This window comes from Curtobacterium sp. MWU13-2055 (assembly GCF_023242305.1).
GTDB lineage: Bacteria > Actinomycetota > Actinomycetes > Actinomycetales > Microbacteriaceae > Curtobacterium.
In genome coordinates this window covers 718,752-743,365 of the sequence record NZ_JALLIO010000001.1, presented here as the reverse complement: position 1 = coordinate 743,365, position 24,614 = coordinate 718,752, and the positions used below count along the sequence as shown (strand labels likewise).

General features: G+C 71.5%; 24 protein-coding genes. 8 read left to right on the top strand and 16 right to left on the bottom strand.

Going from position 1 to position 24,614, the window contains the following annotated elements; all coding sequences use genetic code 11:
- The first annotated feature begins 1 nt into the window (after position 1).
- The 3 genes from M4960_RS03410 (at position 2) to M4960_RS03400 (ending at position 2,624) form a co-directional block, all read left to right on the top strand.
- The gene (locus tag M4960_RS03410) at positions 2 to 1,126 is read left to right on the top strand and encodes an AI-2E family transporter (RefSeq protein ID WP_185094211.1); all 1,125 of its coding nucleotides are present in this window, start codon (positions 2 to 4) and stop codon (positions 1,124 to 1,126) included.
- Positions 1,123 to 1,953, top strand: coding sequence for a DUF1684 domain-containing protein (locus M4960_RS19585; protein ID WP_248703451.1), 831 nt, complete (start codon positions 1,123 to 1,125; stop codon positions 1,951 to 1,953). Before M4960_RS03410 ends, M4960_RS19585 begins: the two co-directional genes overlap by 4 nt.
- Positions 1,954 to 2,123: 170 nt before the next feature.
- Entirely contained in the window at positions 2,124 to 2,624 is a 501-nt protein-coding gene (locus tag M4960_RS03400; RefSeq protein WP_235035923.1) for a DUF3145 domain-containing protein, read from the top strand.
- 87 nt (positions 2,625 to 2,711) lie between these two features.
- Here M4960_RS03400 and M4960_RS03395 read toward each other — a convergent pair whose 3' ends face one another.
- The 6 genes from M4960_RS03395 to aceE all read right to left on the bottom strand — a co-directional run bounded on the left by M4960_RS03395 (position 2,712) and on the right by aceE (position 10,426).
- Complete coding sequence (locus M4960_RS03395; protein ID WP_123292578.1) at positions 2,712 to 3,956, bottom strand: beta-ketoacyl synthase; 1,245 nt, start codon at positions 3,954 to 3,956, stop codon at positions 2,712 to 2,714.
- A gap of 83 nt (positions 3,957 to 4,039) precedes the next feature.
- Entirely contained in the window at positions 4,040 to 4,288 is a 249-nt protein-coding gene (locus tag M4960_RS03390; RefSeq protein WP_017886710.1) for an acyl carrier protein, read from the bottom strand.
- A gap of 120 nt (positions 4,289 to 4,408) precedes the next feature.
- Entirely contained in the window at positions 4,409 to 5,413 is a 1,005-nt protein-coding gene (locus M4960_RS03385) for a beta-ketoacyl-ACP synthase III (protein WP_111085698.1), read from the bottom strand.
- Positions 5,410 to 6,351 (bottom strand): ACP S-malonyltransferase, encoded by a 942-nt coding sequence (locus M4960_RS03380; RefSeq protein WP_132100547.1) that lies wholly within the window; start codon positions 6,349 to 6,351, stop codon positions 5,410 to 5,412. The genes M4960_RS03385 and M4960_RS03380 overlap by 4 nt, the downstream gene beginning before the upstream one ends.
- Before the next feature lie 78 nt (positions 6,352 to 6,429).
- Complete coding sequence (locus tag M4960_RS03375) at positions 6,430 to 7,644, bottom strand: CdaR family transcriptional regulator (RefSeq protein ID WP_111085717.1); 1,215 nt, start codon at positions 7,642 to 7,644, stop codon at positions 6,430 to 6,432.
- 37 nt (positions 7,645 to 7,681) lie between these two features.
- Positions 7,682 to 10,426 (bottom strand): pyruvate dehydrogenase (acetyl-transferring), homodimeric type, encoded by a 2,745-nt coding sequence (gene aceE, locus M4960_RS03370; protein WP_123292581.1) that lies wholly within the window; start codon positions 10,424 to 10,426, stop codon positions 7,682 to 7,684.
- Positions 10,427 to 10,667: 241 nt separating this feature from the next.
- On the opposite strand from aceE, the gene M4960_RS03365 reads away from it, so the two are divergent.
- Positions 10,668 to 11,156, top strand: a complete 489-nt coding sequence (locus tag M4960_RS03365; RefSeq protein ID WP_111085695.1) for a peroxiredoxin — start codon at positions 10,668 to 10,670, stop codon at positions 11,154 to 11,156.
- Positions 11,157 to 11,209: 53 nt separating this feature from the next.
- Positions 11,210 to 12,136 (top strand): alpha/beta fold hydrolase, encoded by a 927-nt coding sequence (locus tag M4960_RS03360; protein ID WP_248703450.1) that lies wholly within the window; start codon positions 11,210 to 11,212, stop codon positions 12,134 to 12,136.
- A 172-nt stretch (positions 12,137 to 12,308) separates the two neighbouring features.
- On the opposite strand, the gene M4960_RS03355 is transcribed toward M4960_RS03360, so the two are convergent.
- The 5 genes from M4960_RS03355 to M4960_RS03335 form a co-directional block, all read right to left on the bottom strand.
- Positions 12,309 to 13,895, bottom strand: coding sequence for an alpha/beta fold hydrolase (locus M4960_RS03355; protein WP_248703449.1), 1,587 nt, complete (start codon positions 13,893 to 13,895; stop codon positions 12,309 to 12,311).
- On the bottom strand, positions 13,892 to 14,839 hold the full coding sequence (locus M4960_RS03350) for an amino acid--[acyl-carrier-protein] ligase (protein WP_248703448.1): 948 nt from the start codon (positions 14,837 to 14,839) through the stop codon (positions 13,892 to 13,894). The genes M4960_RS03355 and M4960_RS03350 overlap by 4 nt, the downstream gene beginning before the upstream one ends.
- Positions 14,836 to 16,011, bottom strand: coding sequence for an acyl-CoA dehydrogenase family protein (locus M4960_RS03345; RefSeq protein WP_207895428.1), 1,176 nt, complete (start codon positions 16,009 to 16,011; stop codon positions 14,836 to 14,838). Before M4960_RS03345 ends, M4960_RS03350 begins: the two co-directional genes overlap by 4 nt.
- Positions 16,008 to 16,316 carry an acyl carrier protein gene (locus M4960_RS03340; protein ID WP_123292585.1) on the bottom strand — a complete coding sequence of 103 codons (309 nt, stop codon included), beginning with the start codon at positions 16,314 to 16,316 and terminating at the stop codon, positions 16,008 to 16,010. The genes M4960_RS03345 and M4960_RS03340 overlap by 4 nt, the downstream gene beginning before the upstream one ends.
- A 124-nt stretch (positions 16,317 to 16,440) precedes the next feature.
- On the bottom strand, positions 16,441 to 16,818 hold the full coding sequence (locus M4960_RS03335; protein WP_123340429.1) for a holo-ACP synthase: 378 nt from the start codon (positions 16,816 to 16,818) through the stop codon (positions 16,441 to 16,443).
- Positions 16,819 to 16,921: 103 nt separating this feature from the next.
- On the opposite strand from M4960_RS03335, the gene M4960_RS03330 reads away from it, so the two are divergent.
- Together M4960_RS03330 and M4960_RS03325 are read left to right on the top strand one after the other, a co-directional pair.
- Positions 16,922 to 17,959, top strand: coding sequence for a hypothetical protein (locus M4960_RS03330; RefSeq protein ID WP_123292587.1), 1,038 nt, complete (start codon positions 16,922 to 16,924; stop codon positions 17,957 to 17,959).
- A complete protein-coding gene (locus M4960_RS03325; protein WP_248703447.1) occupies positions 17,956 to 19,539 on the top strand; it encodes a phenylacetate--CoA ligase family protein in 1,584 nt (527 codons plus the stop codon). Before M4960_RS03330 ends, M4960_RS03325 begins: the two co-directional genes overlap by 4 nt.
- Positions 19,540 to 19,625: 86 nt before the next feature.
- Here the strand turns inward: M4960_RS03325 and M4960_RS03320 are convergent, their stop codons facing one another.
- From M4960_RS03320 to M4960_RS03310, 3 genes are read right to left on the bottom strand one after another with little or no spacing between them, the layout of a single operon-like run.
- Positions 19,626 to 20,177, bottom strand: coding sequence for a hypothetical protein (locus M4960_RS03320; protein WP_248703446.1), 552 nt, complete (start codon positions 20,175 to 20,177; stop codon positions 19,626 to 19,628).
- Positions 20,174 to 21,154 (bottom strand): aldo/keto reductase, encoded by a 981-nt coding sequence (locus M4960_RS03315; protein WP_248703445.1) that lies wholly within the window; start codon positions 21,152 to 21,154, stop codon positions 20,174 to 20,176. Before M4960_RS03315 ends, M4960_RS03320 begins: the two co-directional genes overlap by 4 nt.
- Before the next feature lie 60 nt (positions 21,155 to 21,214).
- Complete coding sequence (locus M4960_RS03310; RefSeq protein ID WP_111085686.1) at positions 21,215 to 21,742, bottom strand: hypothetical protein; 528 nt, start codon at positions 21,740 to 21,742, stop codon at positions 21,215 to 21,217.
- A gap of 403 nt (positions 21,743 to 22,145) precedes the next feature.
- Between M4960_RS03310 and M4960_RS03305 the strand changes: the two genes are divergently transcribed.
- Positions 22,146 to 22,901 (top strand): hypothetical protein, encoded by a 756-nt coding sequence (locus M4960_RS03305; RefSeq protein WP_248703444.1) that lies wholly within the window; start codon positions 22,146 to 22,148, stop codon positions 22,899 to 22,901.
- A 184-nt stretch (positions 22,902 to 23,085) separates the two neighbouring features.
- On the opposite strand, the gene M4960_RS03300 is transcribed toward M4960_RS03305, so the two are convergent.
- The gene (locus tag M4960_RS03300; protein ID WP_123292592.1) at positions 23,086 to 23,943 is read right to left on the bottom strand and encodes a hypothetical protein; all 858 of its coding nucleotides are present in this window, start codon (positions 23,941 to 23,943) and stop codon (positions 23,086 to 23,088) included.
- The gene (locus M4960_RS03295; protein ID WP_123292593.1) at positions 23,943 to 24,587 is read right to left on the bottom strand and encodes a SatD family protein; all 645 of its coding nucleotides are present in this window, start codon (positions 24,585 to 24,587) and stop codon (positions 23,943 to 23,945) included. Before M4960_RS03295 ends, M4960_RS03300 begins: the two co-directional genes overlap by 1 nt.
- Positions 24,588 to 24,614: the final 27 nt, after the last annotated feature.

The following is a 24,614-nucleotide window of genomic DNA, read 5'->3' as shown; positions in this document are numbered from 1 at the left end:
GATGAAACGCAAGCGCGAGGACGACCACGACGCAGCTGGTCCGACGCCGAACGTCACGTTCCAGGTGAACCGTGGTGGCACCGGCGTGCGCGTCAACGCCTTCCGCATCGGGTTCATGGGTGCCATCGGTGTGCTCGTCGCGCTGCTCGCCGGCACCATCATCGGTGAGCTCAGCACCGTCCTCGTCTACATCGGGGTCGCGCTCTTCCTCGCGCTCGGCATCGACCCGCTCGTCTCGTTCCTCGAGCGGCTCATCCCGCGGTGGGCGGCGATCACCGTCGTCGTCGTGGGCGTCCTGGCGGCGTTCGCCGGGGTCGTCTTCGCGGTCGTCCCGATCCTGGTCGAGCAGGCGACGAACCTGATCCAGAACTTCCCCGAGGTCGTCGACGACATCTCGAAGCAGCAGTGGGTGCAAGACCTGTCGAAGCAGTTCGCCGGGTCGTTCGACATCGACCACGCGCTCGAGTCGGTGCAGTCGTTCGTCGAGAACCCGGGCAACCTGCTCAGCGTCGGCGGCGGCATCCTGGCGGTCGGCAGCGGCATCCTGTCGGGGCTCACCGGCGTGCTCATCGTCCTCATCCTGATGCTCTACTTCCTCGCGTCGATGCGGGGGATGAAGCGTGCGGCGTACCGGTTCGTGCCAGCGTCCCGCCGCGAGAACTTCATCGACGTCAGCGAGCAGATCACCCAGGCGGTCGGTCGGTACGTCGTCGGCCAGGTGTCGCAGGCGCTCATCAACGGCATCCTGAGCCTGGTGTTCCTGCTCATCATCGGTGCGCCGCTGCCCGTGCTGTTGGCCTCGTTCGCGTTCCTCGGCTCGCTCATCCCGCTCGTCGGCACCCTCGGCGCCGCGATCGTCATCTCGTTGCTCTGCCTCTTCGCGTCGCCCGCCACAGCACTCGCCGCGGCGATCTACTACCTCGTCTACATGCAGGTCGAGGCGTACCTCATCTCGCCGCGCATCATGTCGCGTGCCGTGCAGGTGCCCGGGGCCCTCGTGGTCATCGCCGCGGTGGCCGGTGGCACGATCGGCGGCGTCCTCGGCGCCCTGGTCGCCCTGCCCGTCGCCGCGTCGATCATCATCATCGTGCAGAAGGTCATCTACCCGCGCCAGGAGCTGGCGTGACGGACGCCGCCTCCGACTTCGCCGACCACGTCGCCGAACGCGACCGCTGGGCACGCAGTCCCCGTGGCCCGCTGGCTCTCGTGAACGCCCAGCACGTCGACCACCCGCAGCCGGTGTGGCCGGTCCCCGGCACCTGGGCACCCGAGGTCGGCGGCCTCACGGTGACGGCCGCCGCCACCGACGGTGTCGTCGTGGACGGCGTCCCGGTGGACGGCACGGTGCTCGTCGCCGGTGACACCGCCGTGGTCCCGTCCGCCGTCGGGTTCCCCGACGGCTTCGCGGGCACCGTGTCCGGCTCGACGCTGCGCGTCTGGGACCCCGCGGCGGAGCCGATCCACCGCTTCGCGCGCATCGCCCGGTTCGACCGGTCCGACGACTGGGTGCGTTCCGGCACGTACGTCCCGCTGGACCCCGGTGCGGGCGACGACCGGGAGGCCCGTGGCAGCGTCCTCGACGCCGCCGGCGACGCCCTGCCGGTCGCCGGGCACATCGAGACGGCCGTCGGCAGCACGACCATGCGGTTCGTCGCGGTCCGGTCCGCGGCGTTCCGGGGTGCTCCGCGGCTGCAGCTCATCGTGCAGGACGCCACCAGCGCCCTCGCCGAGGACGACCCTGGCAGCACCTACTCGATGGGCCGCTTCCTGTACCTCGACGACCCCGGCACCGTGGGCCCGGTCGAGCTCGACTGGAACCTGCTCGTGCTGCCGCCCTGCGCGTTCTCGTACCAGTTCGCCTGCCCGATCCCGCCGGCCGAGAACCGCGTGCCCGTGCCGATCACGGCGGGGGAGCGGCACCCCGTCGACGCTGCGGGCACCGTCCTGCACTGAACCGGACCGCGCTCGGCGGGGTCCTTGCCGTTCCCAGCCGGAACGCTGCATAATGGGCGTGTCCTGTCAGGACATCACAATCGCATACCGAATGGTTCCGTGGCTCGCAGCCGATCGGATCCTCCGCACCAGGTCGATGGGGAAGTCGCACCTGACGTATCGGAGGAACCGTGAACGGAACGACGACAGGAGTGCTCTACGTGCACTCCTCACCCCGCGCGCTCTGCCCGCACGTCGAATGGGCAGCAGGTCGCGCGATGAACCGCGCCGTGAACTTCTCGTGGCTCGACCAGCCGGCACAGGACGGTGCCCGGCGGACCGAGTTCACCTGGACCGGTGCGGTCGGCGCCGGTGCCGCGATCGCCTCCGCGCTGCGCGGCTGGGAGCACCTGCGCTACGAGGTGACCGAGGAACCGACGACCGAGTCCGACGGCGGTCGCTGGATGCACACGCCAGACCTCGGGGTCTTCTACGCGCAGACCGACGTCACCGGGAACATGGTCATCCCCGAGGACCGCGTCCGCTACGCGATGGAGGTCGCGGGCAGCAACGCGCTCGAACTCCACCGTGAGCTCCGGCTCGCGCTCGGACAGGCCTGGGACGACGAGCTCGAGCCCTTCCGCCACGCGGCCGAGGGCAACCCCGTCGTCTGGCTGCACCGCGTCGGCTGACGCGCTGCCCGGCACTGGACGGTGCCACGGAACGACGGAAGCCCGCCCCGACGACGCGGGACGGGCCTCCTGGCAGGGTGCGACGGATCAGACGCTGCGGAACGCGACCACGGCGTTGTGGCCGCCGAAGCCGAACGAGTTGCTCACCGCGAGCAGGTCGCCGTCGGGGAGCGCGCGCGGCTCGCGCGCGACGTCCATGACGATCTCCGGGTCCTGGTCGTTGAGGTTGATCGTCGGCGGTGCGACGCGGTTGTGCAGCGCGAGGACCGTGAACGCGGCCTCGATCGCGCCGGCACCACCGAGCAGGTGCCCCGTCGACGCCTTGGTCGCCGACACGACGATGTCGTCGAGGTGGTCGCCGAAGACGCGACGCATGGCGTGGTACTCAGCGACGTCGCCCACCGGGGTCGAGGTGGCGTGCGCGTTGACGTGCACGACGTCCTCGCGGCTGGCACCGGCGTGGTCGAGGGCCTGCAGGACCGCGCGGGCCGCCGCGCTGCCCTCGGGGTCCGGTGCCGTGATGTGGAACGCGTCCGAGGTGATGCCGGCGCCGGCGACCTCGGCGTAGATGGTCGCACCGCGGGCCTCGGCGTGCTCCTTCGACTCGAGGATGAGCGCCGCGGCGCCGTCACCGAGGACGAAGCCGTCACGGGTGACGTCGTACGGACGCGACGCGGTCTCGGGGGAGTCGTTGCGGCGCGACAGGGCCTGCATCGCCGCGAACGCGGCCAGGGGCAGCGGGTGCAGTGCGGCCTCGGCGCCACCGGTGATGACGATGTCGGCGTCTCCGTCAGCGACGTGGCGGTACGCCTCGGCCAGGGACTCGGTCGACGAGGCACAGGCCGACAGGTAGGTGCGGGCGCCGCCACGGGCGCCGAACTCCATCTCGATGGCAGCGGCCGGACCGTTCGCCATGAGCATCGGGACCGTCATCGGCAGGACCCGACGCGGGCCCTTCTCGCGCAGGGTGTCCCAGGCGTCGAGCAGGGTGTTCACGCCGCCGATGCCGGTCGCCCAGTCGACGATCAGGCGCTCGGGGACGACGGACTCGGCGTCGATGCCGGCGTCGGCCCACGCCTCACGCGCCGCGACGAGCGACAGCTGCGACGAGGGGTCCAGGCGCTTCGACTCGGGGCGGGTGAGCTGGTCGGTGAGGAACCGACGTGCCTGGCCGGCGAACTCCACGGGGAGTTCGAGCTCGGCGTAGCGCGGGTCCTCGATGCGGGTGATGCCGGACTTGCCGGCGAGCAGCGCGTCCCACGTTTCCGGGGCAGTCGCGGCGAGGGGTGAGATCGCACCGATCCCGGTGACGACGACGGTCTTCTTGGTCATGGAACGACGGTTCTTTCGTTGGGGAACAAGATGAGCGCCGCGGCCGACGGTGACCGCTGGCCGCGGCGCTCAGGAAGCTCGTGTCAGGCCTGGGCCTTGACGATGTAGTCGACCGCGTTGCCCACGGTCTTGAGGTTCTTGACCTCTTCGTCCGGGATCTTCACGTCGAACTTCTCCTCGGCGTTGACCACGATGGTCATCATCGAGATGGAGTCGATGTCGAGGTCGTCCGTGAAGGACTTGTCGGCGGCGACGGTGTCGGTGGCGATACCGGTCTCGTCGTTGATCAGCTCGGCCAGGCCGGCGAGGACTTCTTCGTTGGACAGGGCCATGAGTTTCTCCTTGAGGGGGGTGTCGTTTGACCGTGGACCAGCCTAGGGCACGCAGCGTGCTCGCGCCCGGAGACTCGTCGGGGTGGTCGCTGGCCGCGCGGGATGCGCGGCCGGGTGGGATCAGGGCAGGACGACGACCTGGGCGCCGAACACGAGCCCGGCACCGAAGCCGATCTGCAGGGCGAGCCCGCCGGACAGCTCGGGGTGTTCCTCGAGCAGGCGGTGGGTGGCGAGCGGGATGCTCGCGGCGGAGGTGTTGCCGGTGGTGGTGATGTCACGGGCGATCGTGACCGACTCGGGCAGGCCGAGCTGCTTCGCGAACTCGTCGATGATGCGGATGTTCGCCTGGTGCGGCACGAACGCCGCGAGGTCCTCCGGTCGGACACCGGCGGTCTCGAGCGCTTCGCGGGCGACCTTCACCATCTCCCACACTGCCCAGCGGAAGACCGTCTGGCCCGCCTGGCGCATGGTCGGGCGGGGCGCGCCGGCCTCCCACTCGTTGTAGGTCGCCGTCATGCCGATGGCGTCCCACTTCGAGCCGTCCGAGCCCCAGATGGTCGGGGCGATTCCGGGGAAGTCGCTCGGGCCGACGACGGCCGCGCCGGCACCGTCACCGAGCAGGAACGAGATCGAGCGGTCGGTCGGGTCGACGACGTCGCTGAGCTTCTCGGCACCGACGACCAGGACGTGGTCGGCGAGGCCGGACTTGATGAACGAGTCGGCCTGGGCGATGCCGTAGGCGTACCCGGCGCACGCGGCGCTGATGTCGTACGCGGCGGCGGGCGTCGCGCCGATCCGCTCGGCGAGCAGCGACGCCATCGACGGGGTCGCGACGGTGTGCGTCACGGTGCTGACCAGCACGACACCGATCTGGTCGGGGGACAGGCCGGCCTTCTCGATCGCCTCGCGCGCGGCGGTCTCGGCGAGGTCGACGGCCTCGACGTCCTTGCCGGCACGCTTGCGCGTGATGATCCCGGTGCGCTGGCGGATCCACTCGTCGGACGAGTCGATCGGGCCGACCAGGTCGTCGTTGGGCACGACGTTCTCGCCGCGGGCGGCGCCGAAGGCCAGGATCCGGGTGAACTCGTGGCCGCGGCGCTGGGAGAGTGCGGGACGTTCGGTCATGCGGTGGCGTCTGCTTCCTGGTCCGCGCGCTGCAGCAGGTCGATCGCTGCGGGCAGGTCCTCGGGGGTCTTGATGGCGACGGACGGCGTGCCGCGCAGGCCGCGCTTGGCGAGCCCGACCAGGGCGCCGGCCGGCGCGAGCTCGATGATGCCGGTGACGCCGGCGGCCGCGAACGACTCCATCACGGCGTCCCAGTGCACGGGGCTCGCGATCTGCTGGACCATCAGGTCGACGAACCGGCGACCGTCGTCGACCCGTGAGCCGTCGGCGTTGGTCCAGATCGGCAGGGTCGGGTCGTGCACCGTGGCGGCCGCGGCGACCGGGGCCACGCGCTCGACCGCGGGGGCCATGAAGTGGGTGTGGAACGCACCGGCGACGGCGAGCGGGACCACGCGGGCCTTGGCGGGCGGGTCCGCCACGAGCGCGGCGATGCCGGCGGCCGTGCCGGCGACGACGGTCTGGCCGCCGCCGTTGTGGTTCGCGGGGACGAGCCCGTGGGACTGCAGTGCTGCGGCGACCGCGTCGGCGTCGCCACCGAGCACGGCGGCCATCGAGGTCGCTTCGAGGGCAGCGGCGTCCGCCATGGCCCGGCCTCGCTCGGCGACGAGCGACACGGCGTCGGTCGGCTCGAGGACCCCGGCGACCGCGGCGGCGGTGAACTCGCCGACCGAGTGCCCGGCGACCCCGCCGACGAGCGCACGGCGGCCGTCGGCCAGCAGCGCGTCGGCGGTCACGAGACCGGCGGCGACGATGAGGGGCTGCGCGAGTGCGGTGTCCTTGATGGTGTCCGCGTCCGACGTGGTGCCGTGCGCGGCGAGGTCCACCCCGATCGACTCGGACCACTGCCCGACACGTTCACGAACGGCGGCGTCCTCGAGCCAGGGGGCGAGGAAGCCGGGGGTCTGGGAGCCCTGTCCGGGCGCGACGACGACGATCACCGGACAATCCTGTCGCTCATGCACCGCGGGGCCCGTGTGGGCTTCCCACACGAAACCCCGCGTGACATTGTCGGTTCCCTACCGGCGAGGGGTGATGCGGCGACGACCCGTGGCCGATTCGGACATCGCGCCGAGGATCAGGGCCGACTGCACGATCAGGGCGTCCCGAGCGTGCGTGGCGTCCCACCCGATGATGTCCGCGACGCGGCGCAGGCGGTAGCGGACGGTGTTCGGGTGCACGAAGAGCTCGCGCGCCGTGGCCTCGAGCGACCGACCGGTGTCCAGGTAGCACCACAGGGTCTGCAGGAGCTCGGTGGACTGGTCCTTGAGCGGCACGTAGATGCGCTGCACCAGGGCGGACCGCGCGAGCGGGTCGCCGGCCAGGGCGCGTTCGGGCAGCAGGTCGTCGGCCAGCGCCGGACGGGGGACCCCGCGCCATGCCCGCGCGACGGCGAACCCGGCGAGGGCTGCCTTCGCACTGGTCGAGGCGTCGACGACCCCGGGGACCTCGTTGCCGAGCACCAGGTGGCCCTCGCCGAACAGCGGTTCGAGGGCCTGCGCGATCGCGGTGAACGAGACCGGGTCCTCGCCCTCGGGCACGTCGTCCCGCGGGGTCGAGCGCCCGATCACCACGACGAGCCGCGAGCCCTGCACCCCGACGAGCACGTCGGCGTCCATGTGGCGGGCGGTGCGGCGGACCTGGTCGACCTCGAGCTGCTTCGGTGCCGTGCCGACGAGCACCGCGACCTCGCCGTGCCCGTGCCACCCGAGGGCGGCGATGCGGGACGGCAGCTCGTCGTCGTACTCGCCCGACAGGATCGAGTCGACCACGAGCGCTTCGAGTCGGGCGTCCCACAGCCCGCGGGCCTCGGCCGCCCGCGCGTAGACGTCCGCCGCCGCGAAGGCGATGTCCCGCGAGTACTTCAGGATGGCTTCCTGCAGCATCTCGTCGTCGGCGGCGCGTTCCTCGACCACGGTGACCACCACGCGGATGAGCTGCAGGGTCTGCTGCAGGCTCACCGAGCGCAGGAGCTCACGCGGGGCTGAACCGAAGACGTCGGCCGCGGCGATCCACGGCGTCGACGCGGTGCCCTCGAGCCAGCTGATGAACGAGGTGATGCCCGCCTGGGCGACGAGGCCCACGGCGGAGCGGCGCCCCGGCGGCATCTCGCTGTACCAGGGGAGGGTGTCCTCGAGCCGCTTGATCGTGGCGGTGGAGAGTTCTCCGGACACCTGACGGAGCCAGGAGAGCGCCCGCTCGCGCGCGCTCTCCTGGCTCTGGGCCTTCGACAGGCCCTCGGTGTCCGGCTGGACGGGCGTCACCTGCTGATCAGCTCTCGCCGCCCGCGCTGCCCGTGGTGCCGGCGGTCACGTCGTGCAGGCGGTACTTGTCGATCGCCTGCTGGACGAGTGCGCCGTCGACCTTGCCCTGGCGGGCGAGCTGCTGCAGCGTCCGCACGACGACCGAGGGGCCGTCGATGTGGAAGAAGCGACGAGCGGCCGGACGGGTGTCCGAGAAGCCGAAGCCGTCGGCGCCGAGCGTGGCGTAGTCGGTCGGCACGAACGGGCGGATCTGCTCCTGCACCTGGTGCATGAAGTCGCTGACGGCGACGACCGGCCCCTCGGTGGCGAGCAGGCGCTCGGTGACGTACGGCGTGCGCGGCGACTCGTTCGGGTTGAGGAACGCGTGCTGCTCCGCGTCGAGACCGTCGCGGTACAGCTCACCCCAGCTCGTGACGCTCCAGACGTCGGCGGAGACGCCCCAGTCCTCGGCGAGGAGCTGCTGCGCCTCGAGGATCCACGGCACGGCCACCCCGGAAGCGAGCAGCTGGGCCTTCGGGCCGTCGTGCTCGCTCGGCTTGAGCAGGTACATGCCCTTGACGATGCCGTCGACGTCGATGCCCTCGGGCTCGGCCGGCTGGACGATCGGCTCGTTGTAGACCGTCAGGTAGTACATGACGTTCGGGTCGCTGTGCTTGGGCGAGCCGTCCTCGTTGGTGCCGTACATCCGGTCGAGGCCGGCCTGCACGATGTGCCCGATCTCGTACCCGTACGCGGGGTCGTACGACACCACGGCCGGGTTCGTCGTCGCGAGGAGCAGCGAGTGGCCGTCGGCGTGCTGCAGTCCCTCGCCCGTCAGCGTCGTGCGACCGGCGGTGGCGCCGATCATGAAGCCACGGGTCATCTGGTCGCCGGCGGCCCAGATGGCGTCACCCGTGCGCTGGAACCCGAACATCGAGTAGAAGACGTAGACCGGGATGAGCGGCTCGCCCTGCGTCGAGTACGAGGTGCCCACCGCGGTGAACGCCGCCATGGCCCCGGCCTCGTTGATGCCGACGTGGATGATCTGGCCCTGCGGGCTCTCCTTGTACGCCAACAGGAGCTCGCGGTCGACCGAGGTGTAGTGCTGGCCGTTCGGGTTGTAGATCTTCGCCGTCGGGAAGTACGCGTCCATGCCGAACGTGCGGGCTTCGTCCGGGATGATCGGCACCACGCGGTTGCCGAAGTCCGGGGAGCGGAGCAGGTCCTTCAGCAGTCGGGCGAACGCCATGGTGGTGGCGATCTCCTGCTTGCCGGAGCCCTTCTTGACGACCTGGTACTTCGCGTCCTCGGGGAGGGTGATCGAGGTGTACTTGGTCCGACGCTCCGGCACGTAGCCGCCGAGCGCCTGACGACGCTCGTGCATGTACTGGATCGCCTCGTCGTCGTTGCCCGGGTGGTAGTACGGCGGCGTGTAGGGGTTCTCCTCCAGCTGCGCGTCGGAGATCGGGATGCGCATCTCGTCGCGGAACTGCTTGAGGTTGTCGAGCGTGAGCTTCTTCATCTGGTGGGTCGCGTTGCGGCCCTCGAAGCTCGGGCCGAGGCCGTAGCCCTTGACCGTCTTCGCCAGGATGACCGTCGGCTGGCCCTTGTGCTCGGTCGCGGCCTTGAACGCCGCGTAGACCTTGCGGTAGTCGTGGCCACCGCGCTTGAGGTTCCAGACCTGGTCGTCGCTGTAGCCCTCGATGAGCTCGAGCGCCTTCGGGTCGCGCCCGAAGAAGTTCTCGCGGACGTACGCGCCGTTCTCGGCCTTGTACGTCTGGTAGTCGCCGTCCGGCGTCTGGTTCATCAGGTTGAGCAGCGCGCCCTCGGTGTCGCGGGCGAGCAGGTCGTCCCACTCACGCCCCCAGACGACCTTGATGACGTTCCAGCCAGCACCGCGGAAGAACGCCTCGAGCTCCTGGATGATCTTGCCGTTGCCGCGCACCGGACCGTCGAGCCGCTGCAGGTTGCAGTTGATCACGAAGTTCAGGTTGTCGAGGCCGTCGTTCGCTGCGACCTGGAGCTGTCCGCGCGACTCGACCTCGTCCATCTCGCCGTCGCCGAGGAACGCCCAGACCTGCTGGTCGGAGGCGTCCTTGATGCCGCGGTTGGTGAGGTACTTGGCCTGCTGCGCCTGGTAGATCGCGTTGATCGGGCCGATGCCCATCGACACGGTCGGGAACTGCCAGAAGTGCGGCATGAGCCGCGGGTGCGGGTACGACGACAGGCCGCCACCGGCGTGGGACTTCTCCTGCCGGAACCCGTCGAGCTGGTCCTCGCCGAGACGTCCTTCCATGTAGGCGCGGGCGTACATGCCGGGGGAGGCGTGGCCCTGGAAGAACACCTGGTCGCCGCCGGACGCGTGGTCCTGCGCGCGGAAGAAGTGGTTGTAGCCGACCTCGTACAGCGCGGCGCTCGACGCGTACGTCGAGATGTGGCCGCCGACGCTGATGCCCGGGCGCTGCGCGCGGTGCACCGTGATGGCCGCGTTCCAGCGGATCCAGCGGCGGTACCGGCGCTCCAGTTCCTCGTCGCCGGGGAACTCGGGTTCGTTCTCCGGCGCGATGGTGTTCACGTAGTCCGTCGTCGGGACCATCGGCACACCGAGGTGCAGTTCCTTGGACCGCTTGAGCAGGCTCAGCATGATCTCGCGACCGCGCTGGTGTCCGTGGGTCTGGACCAATCCGTCGAGGGACTCACGCCATTCGGCGGTCTCCTGCGGGTCCTGGTCGTTCGCCCCGGTGCTGTACGGGTCCTGGTCGTTCACCGTCACCCTTGACCTCGTTCGTTCTCGTGGTGGTGGACATGGTGGCTCCGGTGGTCGGGTCACGACCGGATGGGGCCCCGTCCACTCTAGGCCCCAGCACCGACGGTGATGCTGATGGTGCGGTGCACGTGGCGGGTGCTTGCATTCGGGTGCGGTCGGCGTAGCATGGCCGATCGTGCACACGCGACCCGCGTGCGCACGGACCCGACGGGTACACCCCACACCCGAGGAAGAAGCACACGTCCCGATGGCTCTCGAGATCGGCTCTCTCGCGCCGGACTTCGAGCTCCCGAACCAGTTCGGTGAGCACGTCCGACTCAGCGACTTCCGCGGCAACCGCCCGGTCGCACTCGTCTTCTTCCCGCTCGCGTTCTCGTCGAACTGCACGAACGAGCTCTGCGCCCTGCAGGACAACGTCGCGATGTTCCAGGACCAGCGCGTCGAGCTGATCGGCATCTCGGTCGACTCCAAGGCGACGCTCCGCTCCTTCGCCGAGCTCAACGGCTACGACTTCGAGCTCCTCGCCGACTTCTGGCCGCACGGCGCGGTCTCGAAGGAGTACGGCGTCTTCCTCGAGCACAAGGGCTTCGCCACCCGTGCGACCTTCGTCATCGACGTGCAGGGCCGCATCAAGGCCTCGATCATCACCGAGCCCGGCCTGCAGCGCGACGTCGCCGAGTACAAGGCCGCGCTCGACCGCCTCGCCGCCTGCACCGCACCCGTCCCGGTCGGCTAGCGTTCCGAATCCCTCCTGCGACGCATCCGCGTCGACAGCGGACAGGAGGCCCGGTGCACGCCATCGACACGGACGCACGTGACCGTGTGGTCACCACCGAGGCCTACGCCCCCTACCCGGTGTCGCCCACGCCCGCCACGTGGCACCTCCGGCGCACCGAGGTGCTGACGCCCGCCGGACCCGTCGTGGTGCACCACCGCCCGGGTCCCGACCCGCTCCTGCTGCTGCACGGCGTCGCGGGCTCCTGGTCGACGTGGACCCCGCTGCTGACCGCGGCGCACGGCGTCGGTGACCGTGGCCTCGTGCTCGTCGACCTGCCGGGATGGGGATCGTCGCCGGCGCCGAGCGGTGCGTTCGACCTCGACGACGTGGCCGTGTCCCTGGTCGCGGTGCTGGATGCACTCGGGATCACGACGGTGGACGTCGTCGGGCACTCGATGGGGGCCTTCGTCGGGATGCACCTGGCCGTCGTCGCACCCCGGCGCGTGCGCTCGGTCGCCCTGGTGTCCGGCACGACCGTCGCGACCGCGGACGCCGCACGGCACCCGCTCCGAGGGCTCCGGACGCTGCCGTCGTTCACCCTGCTGCGTGCTGGCCTGTCGATCACCGGCGAGGCCGCGCGGCCGATGCTCCGGGCGCTGTCCCGCGTCGGGCTGCTGCCGCTGCTCGCCGCGCCGGTGTTCACGCACGTGCGACGCCTCGACCGCAGCGTGCTCGACGCCTTCGTCCAGGAACTCCGGCCGACCCGGTTCACCGACGCGGCGCGGACCGCTGCGGGCTACGACCTCGGCCGCTGGCGGGGGATCACCTGCCCGGTCACCGCGATCGCCGGGCGCGACGACGTGTTCGCGCGCGTCTCGGACCTCGAGGCCCTGCGGGAGCTCGTGCCGCAGGTCCGCACGGTGCTGCTCGACGACTGCGGGCACTTCGCGCACGTCGAGCACCCGGACGCCGTGGCGCGGGAGCTCGGGCTCGCCTGACCGCGTCCGGCGCCGATGCGCTCGATCCGGGCGTGCCCCGCGCGACAAAGCGGTTGTCGTACGACGTCGACCATGTCGTCCCCGCGTGGCCGCAACAGTTGCGGTCGCGCGGCTACGACACCGTCGATGTCGTACGACGTCGAGGGTGTCGTTCGGAGTCGGGACGCGAGGGTCAGGCGGGGACGGGGAACGTCGCCGCGACGCGGGAACGCACCTCGGCTCGCACGGCGCGACGCATCACGGGGGAGAACAGCGAGTGGTCGCCGTCCTCGACCCGCACGATCGACACCGAACCGCGCCGACCGACACCGCCGTAGCGGCGCAGGGCCTTCTGTCCGCCGAGCCGGTCGAACAGCGCGGCGTCGTCCGGGGCGGCGATCACGACGACGTCGGTGCCGTGCTCCACGAGCGGTCGGACGTGCTCGACGACGCCGCCGACCCGGTCCCGCCGCGCGATCCACTCGCGCAGGGCCTTCGGCACGACGGCGTTGTACCGCTGGCGGACCCACAGCCGACCGGCCGAGGGGGCGTCGATCGCCCGTACGGCGTCCTCGTAGCTGCCGGGGGCCGCTGGCTGCCGGCGGTAGTCGTTCGGGCTGATCTCGACGACCAGGCGCGGAGCCTCGTCCGCCGACCGACCGGCGAGCCACGCGCCGGCGCACATGCCGACGAGCACCAGGCGGTCCGAGGGGGTGCCGAGGTCGGCGACGACGGCGGACTGGTCCTCCACCCACTCCTGGGCGAAGAGGAAGCTGCGTTCGTCCTCGCGCACGCTGGTGCTCTCGCCGGTGGCACGGCGGTCGACCCGGACGACGCGGGCGCCGTCACGCGCGAGCGCACGGGCGAGGTCGACCTGGTAGTCGGTGGCACCGACCCGGTGTTCGGCGGCGCCGTTGTGCAGGACGACGAGCGGGGCGTCGTGGTGCTGGGCGGACGACACGGTCTCGACGGCGAACAACGCGTCGGGGCCGAGGTGGACGATGCGTTCCGACACGCGGCCGTCGACGTCCAGGACCTCGTCGAGCACGGGCGGCACCACCGGCGCCGCAGCGGTCGGCGCCCAGGCGTCGAGCCAGGCGACGGCTCGGTCGACCGCGGCTCCGGGGATCCGGGCGTGGATGCTCGTGCCGTCGAGCAACTCGGCGCTGCCGGGCACCTCGACGGTCTCGACGGGTCCGAGGGCCTTCGGCGCGCGGGTCTCGGGCCGCACCAACGCCACGGTCGGACCGGTGCGCGGCGCGAAGGCGAGGGCGGAGAGCGCCGTCGCCTCGTCGGGTTCGACCTCGATGCCGATCAGGCTCTCGACGCCGTCCACGATCCGCTCGCTGCCGATCGTGATCGTCGCGAGGGCACGTTGCCGACGGAGCCAGCCCCGACCGGACGCCGGGGCGTCCCAGACGAGCAGGGCGTCGGTGTCCTCCGCGGCGGCCGCGGCGACGAGGGCTGCGGAGGCGAGTCCGACGAACGCGACGTGCTGCACTCCCGACGTGCGGAGCACGGCGGCCGCGTGGCGTGCGGACCGGACCTGCGCGTCGGGGTCGGTGTCGGGTGCGCCGTCACCACGTCCGGACGGGTCGTAGCGCACCGAGGCGATGCCACGGGCCTCCAGGCGGTCTGCGAGCAGGCGGAGCGTGCGGTACGCGATCACGCCCTCCTGTCCCAGCGGCGGGCAGATGACGACGCCGGCCCGCGCCGCGGGCGGCAGCTGCACGGCGGCCCGGACGGCCGGCGAACCGGACCATCCGTGCAGCGTCGTCACAGCTCGAGTGCCGCGCGGACCGACGCCGGCCAGGCGTCGACGTCCGTGCCGTGTGCGGCGAACAGGGCGATGGTGATGCGCTCCAGGCCGAAGGCGATGCAGGCGCTGTGGGCGACCTTGCCGTCGGCGGTGCGGAGGCCGAACGAGGTGCCGAAGTGGTCCTCGTGCAGGTTCGCCGAGCTGATCGCCGTGGTCGGGTGGTCGTCACCGTAGACGGGCGTGACGAACTCGAACTTGAGCGCCTGCTCGACCTGGTTGCGGGCGAGCATCTGCCCGACGCGGCCGAAGAACGGGTCGTTGGCGGGGACGACGTCGATCTCGAGGCCGAACGACTCGAGCAGCTCGCGCATCACCGGGATCCGGCCGTCGCGGTGCTGCTGGGCCGACGCCGGCGTGCCGATGTGCACGAACTCGTGCATGTGGAAGGCCTGCAGGCGCATCGGGTCGAGCGACGGCTCGCGGCGGAAGGAGTCGCCGACGATGTCGAAGAAGCGGCCCTCCTGCGGGATCGTGTCGCCGACCAGGCCGTACACCGGGTGGCAGACCGCGGGGGTGAGCATGAGGTCGGCGGGCTCGAGGAAGCCCTCCCAGCGCTCACCGCGCTCGCGGGCGGCGAGCAGCGCCCGGTGCGTGCGGTCGTCGCCGGTGAAGCCGGAGATCGACGCGGCGAGGTCCGGGAACGACGCGATGTAGTCGGTGCGCTCGAACGCGGCGAGCGGCTCGACCGGCGGGAACCGCAGCACCTCGGCGTCGAGGTCCTGCTGGCTGCGCACGGCTGCGGCGTCGACGGCCGTGTACACGCGCTCGAACACGCCGGTGCGGCCGTACAGCCCGGGGGAGCCGAGGTCGATGAGCACGCGGTCGGCGAGCAGGCGGGCACGGAGTGCGGCGCGGGCGGCGTCGAGGTCCGGAGCGGTGGTGGTGGTGGGGTCCGTGAGGGTCACAGGATCACTCCCGTCATGAGGGCCAGGTCGGCGTCGTTCTTGAGGAGACGGTCGTTGCTCACCATGACGGCGGCACCGTGGGCGTCTCGGAGGTGTCGGGCGATGCTCATCGGGCCGGAGGCCGCGTAGCCCGCGATCCCGACGATCCGCATCGCCTTCGTGACGATGTCGGTGACGCGCTCGGATGCCCCGATCTTCAGGGCGTTCGCGGCGAGGGCGTAGGCGCTCGAGGCGAGCACCTCGGGGTCGTCGGCGGCGGCGTCGAACCGCTCGGCGGCGTGCCGGACGGAGTCGGCGAGGGCCTGCAGGTCGACCAGGAGTTCGGCGAGCCGGAGTGCTCCGGGCGGGGTCGTCCCGATCGCGGCGCGGGCCTGCTTGCGGACGGCGGTCCGGGCGCGCTCGCTTGCCGAGGCGGCGATGCCGAGCCACACCGAGGCCCAGAGCACGTGCGACACCGGCAGGACCGTCTGCGCCGAGATCGCGGCGTAGTCGTCGCGGAACACCCGGTCGACGGTGGTCTCGGTGTCGAGGATCCAGCCGTTGCTGCAGGTCCCGCGCAGCCCCATGGTGTCCCAGGTGGAGGTCTGCGACAGCACCATCGAGTCGGTCCGGCAGATGAGCAGCCGCTGATCGGAGGCCGGAGCGTCCGGGTCGCGGCGGGCGGTGACGAACACCGCGTCGGCCTCGGTGGCGTACGAGATCACCGGCGCGTCCTTGCGCAGGCGGATCCGGCCGTCGTCGGTGGCCTCGATCGAGCACGTGGAACGGCGGGCGTCGCCGCCGACACCGCGCTCGGTGGTGGCCGAGGCGACGAGCGCGCCGTCGCGGACCGCTGCGATGGTCTCGAGCACGCCGGCACCGTCGCCGCCGTGCCGCCAGAGCGCCATCACCTGACCCTGGTGCATCGCGAAGACCATCCCGGTGGCGGCACAGGCACGCCCGAGCTCGGTGGCGATCGCGGAGAGCTCGGACACCGAGGCGCCCTCGCCACCGTGCTCGGCGGGGACGGCAGCGGCGAGCAGACCGTACTCGCGCATCGCAGCGATGGCCTCGCGCGGCGGACGGGCGTCGCGGTCGACCTCGTCCGCGAACTGCGCAGCGACCGCGGCGACGGCGGCGGCACGCTCGGCGAACCGGTCGACGACCGCGGTCGCCGCCATGGTCAGGGTCACGAGGCGAGCTCCGCAGCGGCCACGATCGACTCGACGGTGGCGAAGGTGGACCGGTTCAGGACCGAGTCGGGGAACTCGACGTCGAGCTCGGACTCGACGGCGAGCATGACGTTCACCGTGGCGTGCGACGACAGCCCGAGCGCGTACAGGTCGGCGATCGAGGCGACGTCCTGCGCGTCCACGGTCAGGCGCCCGTGGTCGGCGAGAGCGCGGCGGACGGCCTGCTCGATCGCCGGGTCGGCGAGCGTCGCGGTCGTGGTCGCCGTCGGTGCGGTCGTGCTGGAGAGCTGTGGTTCCTGGTCCATGACGGCAACGATAAGGAAGACCGGGCCTCGGGAAACCGCCGTGCGGGTGCGCGAAACCGCACGGCGTCCGACGCCCCTGTGCGGTGGTACAGGGTGGCGCGGGGGAGGGTGCCGGTGCGCCCCGTCAGCGGTCGGACAGCGCGACCGCCGTCGCGACCGCGAGCCCCCGCTCGTGCGCGAGTGACACCGCGATCGGGCCGCACCCGACCGACTCGGCCAGCGCGGCGGCGGCCCCGGTCAGCTCGACCGTCGGCGCCCCGTGGTCGTCGAGGACGATCGCCACGTCGCGCAGCGGGATCGCCTGGTCCGGAGCGGGGCGGAGGAGCTTCACCACCGCTTCCTTGCCCGCGAACCGTGCCGCCAGACGCTCCGGGTCGTCGCCCGCGTCGGTACGCTCCCGCACGGTGAAGAGCCGGTCCAGGTACCGCTCACCGTGGGCGGAGATGCCCGCGACGACGTCCTCGACCGCGGCGAGGTCGGTGCCGGTCCGGATCGTGCCCATGGCAGCAGGCTACGCAGGTCGCGGCGACCCCGCATGCCGGCAGCGGCATGGGCGTCGGAGGGGGTTCGTATGATCGGTGCCAGAGACCACCGAGGGGGAACCGATGGCATCACCGTGGACCGGCATCATCGAGGACGCGCGACACTACCCGTCGCCGCACAACTCGCAACCGATCGTCGTGCGCGTCGAGGACGACCGCACCGCGACCGTGTTCTACGACCTGCGACGTGGGCTGCCGGCGGAGTCCTTCGGCATCCCGTTCGGGCACGTCTGCGCGGGGGTGTTCCTGGCCGGGCTCGAGGTCGTCGCCCGCGCGCACGGTTTCTCCGTGCAGGAGCGGCTCGACCACGCCGAGATGGACTTCGGCCGGCTGGACGGCGCGGCCGATGACCGTCTGCACCGCTTGGGCAGCGTGACCTTGCGTCCGCGGGCGGTCACGGCGGACGACCGGGAGGCCCTGGCCCGCTTCCTCGCGCGGCGCACCTCACGCAGGCCCTACGACGCCACCCTGGTGGACGACTCAGCGATCGAGGCCGCGTCCGCCATCGCGTCGGCAGCCGGGCAGCGCTTCCGCACCACGTCTGACCGGCCGACCGTCGACGAGATCGTGCGCGTCAACCAGGAGACGCTGTTCGACGACCTGCAGCACGACGCCGTGCACGACGAGATCCTGCACTGGCTGCGGTTCTCGAAGCGGCAGGCCGCGACGACCGGCGACGGTCTGTCGGCCGAGACGATGCTCATGCCCGGACCGGTGCTCCGGTTCGCGATGGAGCACCGCGGGCTGTGGGAAGCCCCCGGCGTCGGCGGGGTCTTCAAGCGCGTGTACCTGTCGACCATGCGCGGGGTCCGGCAGCTCGGCTGGCTCGAAGGGCCGTTCCGCACGCCGGCCGAGTACGTCGAGGCCGGCCGGGTGTTCATGCGGATCTGGCTCGAGTTCACCGCGCGCGGGATCGCCCTGCACCCGTTCGGCACCGTGATCACGAACCCGCGCTCGCACGCCGCCTTCGTCGAACAGGCCGGCGTCGACGAGTCCGACGGCCGGATGGCGTGGATGCTCTTCCGCTTCGGGCACAGCGCGCCACCACCCCTGGCACACCGCAGACCCGCGGCCGCCATGACGCTCGGGGGTGCACGGTGAAGCGCGCCGCGGTCTTCACGGTCGTCTGGGTCGTCGAGACCTTCGTGGCGCTGTTCATGCCGCGCGTCGGCACCCACAAGCTCCTGCTCACGCCGGGCATCGAGCCGCTCCGCTGGACCCTCGGACGCTGGCGTGCCTGGCGGACCGTGGAGCGGGCTGCGAAGCGGGTGCCTGCGTACGGGGCGTTCCTGGCGGAGGCGGGGCGGGCCTCCCGTCCGTTCCGTCTCGACACGCGTGGCGGGATCGCCGCAGCGATCTCGGGGCTGCCCGAGATGGACAAGGAGTCGTACGTCAAGCGGTGGAGCATCCCCGAGCGCTGCGTCGACGGACGACTGCCACGGCGCGGGGTCGTCGTCGACGAGTCGAGCGGGTCGAGCGGCACGCCGACCAGCTGGGTGCGCGGTCCCGACGAACGCCAGGCCACACGGCAACTGCTGCAGCTCGGGTTCTCGCGCACCGCGAAGGACCTGCCGAAGCAGCCGTTCGTGCTCAACGCGTTCTCGCTCGGGGCGTGGGCCACCGGCATGAACGTGACGGCGTCGCTCACCGAGTCGTCGATGATCAAGTCGATCGGGCCCGACCGCGACAAGATCGTGCAGACGATGCGCGAGTTCGGCACCGACTTCACGTACATCATCTGCAGCTACCCGCCGTTCCTGAAGGCGCTGTTCGAGGACGACCGGCTCGACTGGAGCGAGTACACGATCGTCGCGGCGTTCGGTGGCGAGGGCATCAGCGAGAACATGCGCGCCCACATCGAGCAGTACGCGCAGGCCGTCCTCGGGTCGTACGGGGCGAGCGACCTGGAGATCAACCTCGGCATCGAGACGCCGTTCAGCGTGCAGCTGCGTCGGGCGATCGCGGCGTCGCCCGAGCTGTCCGCCGCGCTGACGAAGCAGGCCGAGTACGGCGTGCTGCCGATGGTGTTCCAGTTCAACCCGTTCGGGTACCTGATCGAGACGAACGAACTCGGCGAACTCGTCGTCACGATCACCCGGTCCGAGAACATCAGTCCGCGGATCCGGTACAACATCCACGACCGCGGGCACGTCGTGCGGATGCGTCCACTGCGGCAGACGCTCCGCGCACACGGCTTCGACGAGCTCGCCGACGCCGCCGAGCTCGACCTGCCGCTGCTGTTCCACTACGGCCGGTCCGACCTGTCCGTCGACTACAACGGCGCGGTCGTCGCACCCGACGTCGTGCGTGACGTGGTCTACGGCGACCCGGAGCTGCTCGAGGCCGTCGAGAACCACCGGCTCATCAGCTACGAGGACGACCGGGGCGACCGCCAGCTGCACATCGCGTTCCAGCTCGCTGCGGGCGCCGGGTCCTTCGACTCGGACGCGGCGCGCCCCGCGGTCATCGCCGAACTGCGGCGGCTGAACAAGGACTTCTCGAACGCGATCCGGACGGCGCCGCCCGGCACGCTGCCGACGGTGGCGTTCTACCCGTACCGGACGGGGCCGTTCCGCGAAGACGGCAAGAAGCTCAAGAACGAGTACGTGTGGCAGTTGCCGGCCGGCTCCGTGGAGCAGTGGGAGCTCGACCTGGCGTGGGTCGCGCCGAAGGAGGCGTGAGCGGGCGGTGCGGTTCCGTGCGAGGTTCCGTCTTCGGTGCGAGTCCCGGCGGGGCGCACCGGGTACGGAACCTCGCAGCGTTCGAGCTAGCCGTACTGCGGCGGCCAGTCGAACGGGGCTGGCAGGCGCGGGACCTCGCCGATCGTCGTGACGATCAGGACGACCTCGCGCCGGTTCGTCAGCTCGATGGAGCGTGGGTTGCCGATCGTCCGGCGCCCGTCCACCCACACCGTGAGCTCGCCGCGCAGGCCGCCGACGTGTTCCGGACCGAGCGAGACACCCCACTCGTCGAAGAACTGACCGAGCGTGAACGTCTGCTCGGTGGGGGACTCGACGTGCACGATGCCCGAGGTGTCGTGCGTGTGGATCTCGGCGGCGAACTTCCCCCGGTCCGAGTGCCCGATGTTCGCCGGCACCGTCACCGGGGTGTCTCCGTCGAGGATCGTCAGGTGGGTGTGGACGTGCTCGGCGAGCCGCTCGCCCCACACGTTCCGCAGCCCCGCCGCGTCGGCGCGGGCGGACAGGTCGCTCGGCCGCGGCCACGGCGGAGCGTCGCGCGACGCCCCCGCCCCCGGCGCTGCGCAGCCCGACAGCAGCAGGAGTGCGGCCACCGCGACCGCGACGACGCGGGTCCTCACCAGCGGTCGTGGACCGTGGCGCGGAACCACGTGTCGTAGAGGTCGCGCACCGTGGCGTCCAGGCCGTCGATCTCCGGCAGGTCGCCGGCCGCCGCGTTCGACCGGGCCTGCTCCGGGTTGCGGGCTCCGGGGATCGCCGCGGTCACGCCGTCCTGCGCGATGACCCAGGCGAGCGCCGCCTGCGGCACCGAGACGGCGTCCGGCAGCGACGCTGCGAAGGTCTGCGCCGCGCGCACGCCGTCGTCGTAGTCCACACCGCTGAACGTCTCGCCCTGGTCGAAGGCCTCGCCGTGGCGGTTGTAGTTGCGGTGGTCGCCCTCGGCGAACGACGTCTCCGTCGTGTACTTGCCGGACAGCAACCCCGATGCCAACGGGACGCGCGCGAGGATGCCGACCCCTGCCTCCAGGGCTGCCGGCAGCACGCGGTCGAGCGGCTTGAGCCGGAACGCGTTGAGGATGATCTGGACGCTCGCGACGCCGGGCCGGGCGATCGCGGCGAGTGCCTGGTCGGCTGTCTCGACGCTGACGCCGTAGGCAGCGACCGAGCCGTCCGCGACCAGCGCGTCGAGGGCGTCGTACACGGCGTCGTCGCCGATGACCTCGGACGGCGGGCAGTGCAGCTGCACCAGGTCGAGTGTGTCCTGCCGCAGGTTCGTCCGGGAGCGGTCGACCCACTCGCGGAAGTTCGCCGCGACGTAGTTCGCCGGGACCTGCTCGGCACGCCGACCCATCTTCGTCGTGACCGTCACCGGCACGTCGGGGTTCGATGCGCGCCACGAACCGACGAGCTGCTCGCTGCGACCGTCGCCGTACACGTCGGCGGTGTCGAAGAGCGTGACACCGGACTCGACCGAGGCGTCCATCACGGCGTTCGCGTCCGCTTCGCTCACCGGACCCCAGTCACCGCCGAACTGCCACGTACCGAGACCGATGGGGGAGACTTCGCGGCCGGTGCGACCGAGGGTGCGACTCTGCATGCCGCCGAGCGTAGTCAGCGGGCTCCGGCGGTCGCTCAGCCGATGGTCTCGCGCGGTCGCTCAGCCGATCGTGGAGACCCCGCGGCGGAGCAGCGCACGGGCAGCTCGAGCGCGGGGGATGACCCACACCGCCGCCCACAGGACCATGCCGGCCCAGAGCAGGATCAACATCGTCGTGATGAGGGCGTCGTGCTGGTCACGCATCGACCACGTCATCGCGATCCACAGCGTGCCGAGGACGACCTTGCCCCAACCGGCTCCTTCGCGGTCGGCCTGCGCCTGGACGAGCGGGATCCACAGCTCGGCGGGTACTCCGACCGGGATCTGGCCCTCGGCGACCCAGTCGCGGACCAGGACCGAGTTCTCGTACCCGCCCTCGGCGCGCCAGGACCGGAGCTGCAGGTACACGGCGATCGCGGCACCTGCCGCCGCGGACGGGATGCCGACGGAGACCAGGACGGTGGTGGTCGCCTCGGTCCACGACGACAGCACGAGCATGACGAGGACGACCGCGAACGCGGCACCCGTCACCCCGGAGCCGAGGAGCCGCAGCCGCCCGGATTCGTCGAGGACACCGGCACCGTTCACGAGGGAGAGGGTACCCGCCACCCCCGGGGTTCTCGGGTGCGGGTGCGCCACGAAGTTCCGCGGTGTGCCCCGAGGTTCCGAAATCTCGGCATCTCGGGCCGCTGTGCGCCCGGGATCGGCACCTCGGTGATCATCGCGCGGCATGTCGTGGAACCTCGCCACGTCATTTTGGTTCGGACTGGAGGCCCGTCCCGCGTCGTTCTCCACAGATGCGCCCGATCGTGGTCGGGCCCGGCGCCTCGTGCGCGATGCTCTCGTCATGGGGAGCCGAGCACGACACGACCACTCGCCGAGGCCGTTCCTGGTACGGCAGGCCATCGCTGCCGGAGCGAGCCCTGCGCGGTTGACCCGTCGTGACCTCAGGGCTCCGGTCCACGGCGTCCGCGTCCGAGCGGACGTCCCCGTGACGGTCGTGGAAGCGATCGCCGTCGTCCTCCGGAGCGACCAGTTCGTCAGCCACACCACGGCCGCTCGGCTCTGGGGAGCGCCGCTCCCGTCACGGCTCGACGACGAACTCGTGCACGTGACGGCGATCGGGACCGCGCCGATCATGCGCCGCCCCCAGGTCATCCCGCACCGGCTTCGGATCGAGGGCTTCCGGCCGGAACTGGTCCGCGGCATCCCGGTCAGTCCGCCGGCACGAGCGTGGTTCGAGTCGGCGTCGCTGCTCACCCCGACCGAGCTCGTCGTCCTCGGTGACCACCTCGTCGGCCCGAGCGGCCTCGCCACGATCGACGGACTGGCAGCCGCGGTCGTCGCGGGGAGTCGCTCGGCACGACGAGCACGAGCGGCGCTGGACAAGGTGCGGACGGGAGTCGAGTCACCGATGGAGACTCGTCTCCGGCTCGGAGTCGTCGACGCCGGATTCCCGGAACCCGAGGTGAACGTCGACGTCGTGGACGACCGCGGTTCGTTCCTCGGCCGAGCAGACCTCGCCTGGCCGACGCTCCGGATCGCGCTCGAGTACGACGGTGACCACCACCGTGACCGCCGGACCTTCCAGCACGATCAGCGCCGGTCGAACGGGTTCGCGGTGAACGGCTGGATCGTCATCCACGCGACAGCTGCCGACACCGGGCGTCCGGCCGTGCTGTTCGAGCGACTCCGACAGGCGTTCGTCCAACGTCAGGTCGAGGGTCGGGCCCGCCGCGCAGTCTGACGAGGCTCCGAAAGCGCCCGATGCCGGGCGGACTCGCTGGGCCGAGGTTCCACGACTCGCCGCCTGTCCGTCGCCGAGGTTCCGCAGCGGCGCGCTCGGGGCCGCGAGATGCCGAGATTTCGGAACCTCGGGAAACGCGCGCGGGGGACGCGGTCGACGGGGTGCTGGCGGGTAGGCGCGCGGGTCAGCTGTGCGCCAGGAGCCAGCACATGCCGGCAGCGGCGAAGGCCATCGCCCAGCTCACCAGGCTGCCGATCAGGAAGTACTCCGCCTGGTAGCCGGTCGTCTCGCGCCGGATCTCGGGGAACCGGACGATGCCCTTGGCCGCGATCAGTGCGGCGACCACCGGGAAGGCCCCTGCCATCGCGAACCCGGCCAGCAGCAGTCGTTCGATCGGGCCGATCAGTCGTCCACCCTTGAGGCTCACCGTGCTGTCCCCGGACTGTTCGGCGTCGGCGTCGGCGCGTCGGCGTCGCCCGAACCGGCGGCGGAGGTCATCGGCCTCGGCGCCCGTGGTGGCTCCGCGCTGCAGTCCCGGCGGGAGTGCCTGGGCGACGACCACGTTCGCGGAGTCGACGAGGAACAGCGCCGAGCCGACACCGCCCACGACGGCGGCGAGTGGAACGGCGTCGACGAACGCCAGGCCCGAGCCGTCGTGCCAGTCGACCACGAAGCCCGTGCCGTCGGGCAGCGGCCCCCAGAGCAGCAGCACGGCGACGGCGACGGCGAGCAGGACCGCGGGCCAGGACCCGGACCGCCGCAGCAGCCCCCGGGTCGTCGGCGCGTCACGGTCGTCGTCGGCGGTCCCGGCACCGGCTCGGACCGGCGCGGTCGTGGCGATCCACGCCGCCGCGAGCACCACCGTGACGAGGACACCCCACACGGGGACACCGAGACCGAGCCACGCCACGGCGGACACCCCGGCCCACAGCACGACGACCGCGATGGTGGCCAGCGTGCGCTGCCGGTGTGCATCGGCACCGGTGCGGGCCCGGACGACGTCGCCCAGACCGATGAGTGCGAGGAGGATCCCGGCGAGCATCAGCGTTCCTGTCCCACGAGGACCCGGAGGCCCTCGACGATCGCGGCCACACCCGACTTCTGCACCGACTGGGACACCGCTGACGGGGTGATCCCCTCGGTCGCGGCGATCTGCGCCTGGGTCCGGCCCTGGACGAGGCCGAGCGCGATGCGTCTTGCCCGGGGCGTCAGGCGGGCCATGACGTGGTCGCGGCTGAGGAAGTAGGCGTTCACGAGTCGCTCCTCGGTGCCGTGGCGATCGTCGGACGCGTGGAACCACGACCGGAGGAAGGACGTCCTGCCGTCTTCACGGCGGTGCGTCTCGTTGATGGCGTCGCGGGCGGACCACCACGCCGGGCCGTCCTGGAGCGGACCGCTCGTACCGGACCCCACCGTCCGCACCGTCCCGCGACCCATCCCGAGCCGGACCTGCACCGTCGGTGGCAGGGCGAGCATGGCGGCGGTGCTGGCGACGAGCGCGTCGGTGAGCGTGGCGTAGATCACCTGGAACTCGTCGCCGACGGTCGCGTGCACCGGGTCCACCGGGGTGACGTCGGTCGTCTCGCGGAACGCCTGCTCGACCTCGCGCTGTGCGGCGGGGCGGTCGTCGAGCGTTCGTGAGTCGACGAGGTCGAGGATCACGGCGTAGACGGGGTCGTCGGACATGGGTTAAGTGTACGGCTTACTATCGGC

Excerpts from the sequence above, each read along its gene's own strand:
- M4960_RS03335 (WP_123340429.1), bottom strand. The coding sequence starts at position 16,818 with ATGGGCACGATCCGGACCGGCACCGACCTCGCCGCGGTCGAGGACGTC.
- M4960_RS03395 (WP_123292578.1), bottom strand. The coding sequence starts at position 3,956 with ATGACCAAGAAGACCGTCGTCGTCACCGGGATCGGTGCGATCTCACCC.
- M4960_RS03340 (WP_123292585.1), bottom strand. The coding sequence starts at position 16,316 with ATGGACCAGGAACCACAGCTCTCCAGCACGACCGCACCGACGGCGACC.
- M4960_RS03365 (WP_111085695.1), top strand. The coding sequence starts at position 10,668 with ATGGCTCTCGAGATCGGCTCTCTCGCGCCGGACTTCGAGCTCCCGAAC.
- M4960_RS03390 (WP_017886710.1), bottom strand. The coding sequence starts at position 4,288 with ATGGCCCTGTCCAACGAAGAAGTCCTCGCCGGCCTGGCCGAGCTGATC.
- M4960_RS03295 (WP_123292593.1), bottom strand. The coding sequence starts at position 24,587 with ATGTCCGACGACCCCGTCTACGCCGTGATCCTCGACCTCGTCGACTCA.
- M4960_RS03330 (WP_123292587.1), top strand. The coding sequence starts at position 16,922 with ATGGCATCACCGTGGACCGGCATCATCGAGGACGCGCGACACTACCCG.
- M4960_RS03300 (WP_123292592.1), bottom strand. The coding sequence starts at position 23,943 with ATGCTCGCCGGGATCCTCCTCGCACTCATCGGTCTGGGCGACGTCGTC.
- M4960_RS03410 (WP_185094211.1), top strand. The coding sequence starts at position 2 with ATGAAACGCAAGCGCGAGGACGACCACGACGCAGCTGGTCCGACGCCG.
- M4960_RS03315 (WP_248703445.1), bottom strand. The coding sequence starts at position 21,154 with ATGCAGAGTCGCACCCTCGGTCGCACCGGCCGCGAAGTCTCCCCCATC.
- M4960_RS03385 (WP_111085698.1), bottom strand. The coding sequence starts at position 5,413 with ATGACCGAACGTCCCGCACTCTCCCAGCGCCGCGGCCACGAGTTCACC.